3 protein-coding genes are annotated in these 3,389 nt (G+C 43.5%); 1 reads left to right on the top strand and 2 read right to left on the bottom strand.

Annotated features, from left to right (window positions below):
• Together mukF and cmoM are read right to left on the bottom strand one after the other, a co-directional pair.
• The coding region (gene mukF / locus B7C60_RS14925) for a chromosome partition protein MukF (protein WP_099612654.1) at positions 1 to 1,332 on the bottom strand (1,332 nt) is incomplete at its 3' end.
• A gap of 1 nt (position 1,333) precedes the next feature.
• Complete coding sequence (cmoM, locus tag B7C60_RS14920) at positions 1,334 to 2,122, bottom strand: tRNA uridine 5-oxyacetic acid(34) methyltransferase CmoM (protein ID WP_099612653.1); 789 nt, start codon at positions 2,120 to 2,122, stop codon at positions 1,334 to 1,336.
• An 88-nt stretch (positions 2,123 to 2,210) separates the two neighbouring features.
• Between cmoM and elyC the strand changes: the two genes are divergently transcribed.
• Complete coding sequence (gene elyC / locus B7C60_RS14915) at positions 2,211 to 3,032, top strand: envelope biogenesis factor ElyC (protein ID WP_099612335.1); 822 nt, start codon at positions 2,211 to 2,213, stop codon at positions 3,030 to 3,032.
• Positions 3,033 to 3,389: the final 357 nt, after the last annotated feature.

Genomic DNA, 3,389 nt, shown 5'->3' with positions numbered 1-3,389 from the left:
TCGGTCGATGACATTTGCTTGTACCTTTGCCCCAAATTCGTTAATGGCTTGCCAGTTTGGTTGAACGGCTCGGTAATCCGATTCAGAATAACCGAGACGCACGGCTTGATCGACGACGATTCTAGCCAGATCAAAGTGCTGTGTACGCGGATGTGAAGCGAGGTAATCACGTAACACGATACCTAAATCGATGGGTAACTGCTGTTCTTTATGAGCTTTAAGCATATGGCCAATACGCTCTGAAATTGCGTCGTGCACTTGCTGAAACTCTTCATATTCCACGTCCATTGGCCGCTGCCCTGTCACCTCATCATCTCGGAGCACTAATGCTTCATCACGCAGATCGGATAAGCGTTCTGCCTCTGCAAATGTTAATAACCATGGCTGGGTAAAATAATCATTCATTGACTGACGAAGACGTTGACTGAAGGCTCGATTTTGATCCATATCAATGGCCGTTCGGATAAATTTATGCACATGTCGATCATAACCTATCCATAAATCAATCGCTTGTTGGCCCCAATTGATGATGCGATCCAACTTCATTTGCAGTGAAAATAGCACTTCTTCAATAAATTCAAGTTCAGGATCGCCATAAATTTTTTCTTGAATATCGAGAATTTGGGTTTGCAGTTCATCTCCTGCAGCCTGCAAGGTATCTTGCAGCTCTCGCAGTGTCGATGAGGTTTCTGATAATAAACGTTCACACTGTTGAATGGCGTCTCGCCAATCTTGATTGAGCAGGTCAGCAATTTGCTGTTTTACCGATTGCTGCTGTTCATCCAAAACGCGTTGGTTAAGATCAATGCGATCAAAAATTTCTCCGACAGAGTATTTCAGTACGCCATACACGTTTTTTTTCCAGTGCTCTGTTGTACCGCCCTTCTGAGCAGATTCAGCCGCTTTCGCCATTTCATCGGCGACCATCGAAAGCTGAATCGAGAGCTTTAATTTGGAAAACTCACGATGACGAAGGTAGTAGTCAGTGATCCCCATTGCAAGTGGTGAAAGACGATAGATACTCATTCCTTCTGTCACTTCGCTAGTAAATCGACTGATCAAGCGCTGTTTGACTAATTCATTAATGGCATTATTTGCTCGAAAAGCCGAAGGCTCCCCCGTCTCCGTAAATAGTCGAGTTACAATGGCAAAAGCATCATGCAACTCGCCTTCACCAAGCTCTTCATCAAACCGTTCATGGCTCAACACGGCAATGGCAATTAAAAAAGCTAACCGCTCTGCACTGAGGTTCAAGGAGAAATCATGCTGCTTAACCCAACTCACCAATTCATCAATGGGCTGCTCTGCAGCGTTTTGAGTTAATTCACTCATGTTATACCTGTTCTTTTTTCTTAGCCCAAACATGGATATAGCGACCTAATGATAGATAAGGTTCTTGACGGCAATAATGTCGTTCCAGAGCCAAAAGATCTTCATATTGATATTCACCCATATTTTGCATGTTACCAATATAGTCACTAAAACAGCGAATACCGGATTTTCCACAAATTTCAAATCCGGCTTGTTCAATCCACTGATAAACGTCGGTCGGCAATAAACCTTGTTGAGGCTGAAGTTTAAAACGTTTGCGGTGGGGCATTCCCGCTAGAATATGAGGAATATTGCCACACACTGCATTTTTGTACACCAAGCCATGTTGGTTATAAAACATAATCGATGCCATTCCACCCACTCGCACTTGGTTCAACAAATGGTGCAATGCCTGTTGAGGATCTGCCAACCATTCCATGACCGCATGGAACATCACAATGTCGACAGGTGCTGGTAAATGTTTATCGATCGCTTGGACAGGGGTATGTACAAAGCAATACCGTTCAAGTAAACCATTCTGAATAACCGCCTGTTTTGCCAAATGCAACATTTCAGAAGAAAGATCGCATAGAGTGACATTGTGACCAAATTTCGCTAATCTTTGTGACATCTGTGCCAAACCACCGCCCGCGTCTAAAATGTGCAACGGAGCTTGTGCTTCATCGAAATGGGTAAGTAGACTCATGAGGTCTTGCCAAACAATTACTTGGCGAATCTCACCTTTGTCAGAACCATAAATGTTTTTTGCAAATTTGTGGGCAATATCGTCGAAATTACGGTCTTCTGTCACTGTGGCTTGAGCTATGATAATCAATCGTGCTGCTATTCTGTCATAGGAATGGCAGGAATAAAGAATCTTTCGCTGATTTTACTATCAAGTGCTGTTTTTTCGGACTATTTTGTTTATGTTTGAGCTGAAAAAAATCGTTTCCTCGCTTCTGATGCCTTTGCCAGCACTGCTGATCATTGGTTTTGTCGGTTTAATGTTAATCATGTTTACCGCCAAACGTAAAACAGGCTGTCTTGTGGTGCTCTTTGCATTGAGCGGTCTGTTTTTAATTGCCTTTCAACCCCTTTCTAGCCGCCTCTTAATGCCTTTAGAGCGTCAATACAGCGCGTTTCTGCCCGTCGACGGTTCCGTTGATTATGTGATGGTGCTTGGCAATGGCCATGTTGTGGATGGTACGATTCCACCCACCTCGGAGTTAACTCGAACGGCATTGATGCGCTTAACGGAAGGCATCCGTATTTTACACATGTACCCTGGCGCTAAGCTGATTTTATCAGGCTATGCCGGTGGTACTGAATTTAGCCATGCGAGAATGCTCGCCAAGGTGGCTCTCGCGCTTGGTGTGTCAAAATCTGATATTATTTTACTGGAAACCGCACAAGATACTTGGGAAGAAGCGCGGCAAGCTGCTGCTTTTGTTCAGCATAAAAAACTGGTTCTTGTCACTTCTGCAAGTCATATGGCACGAGCGATGAATGAATTTCACTCTGTTGGACTCACGCCTATCCCTGCTCCGACCAACTACCTAGCCCAAACGAAGGTGAGTCAAGCTTGGGATAAATACATTCCCAAAGCCAAATATCTAGAACAAACAGAGCGCTATTGGTTTGAAACGATGGGACTGATGTGGCAATCGATGCGAGATTGGGTCAGTCAGCATAACAACGCTGAACTCAGTGATACTCAATAACCAATAAACCAGCAAATCAAGATACACGGCTCTTGCTCACAAATTGCTACGTTTACTGACAATTTTGTATGGCTATAATGCATATTTAAGCTAAATTTCATTGCGGGTTGAGTCGTTGCAGTCTAAAATCTTGCTCGCTACTGACAAGATGAATGTAAAAATCAAGCCGCTATTTAACAGCGGTTTTTGTTTTTTTATTACTTTTAGGCTAATTAAAGCCGGTGCCCAAATCATGAAGCGTTATCGTCAAGCAACAGGCAAAATGGCTATTTTTCTCAGCCAGTATCATAAAATCAACATCGCCTATCGCATCATAACGCCGAATGCCCCTATCAGAGGGAAGCCTGGGTATAACTA

The organism is Vibrio fujianensis (genome assembly GCF_002749895.1).
Taxonomy (GTDB): Bacteria; Pseudomonadota; Gammaproteobacteria; order Enterobacterales; family Vibrionaceae; genus Vibrio; species Vibrio fujianensis.
Note: the sequence above shows the minus strand (reverse complement) of the source record. Positions and strands in the feature narration are given on the sequence as shown.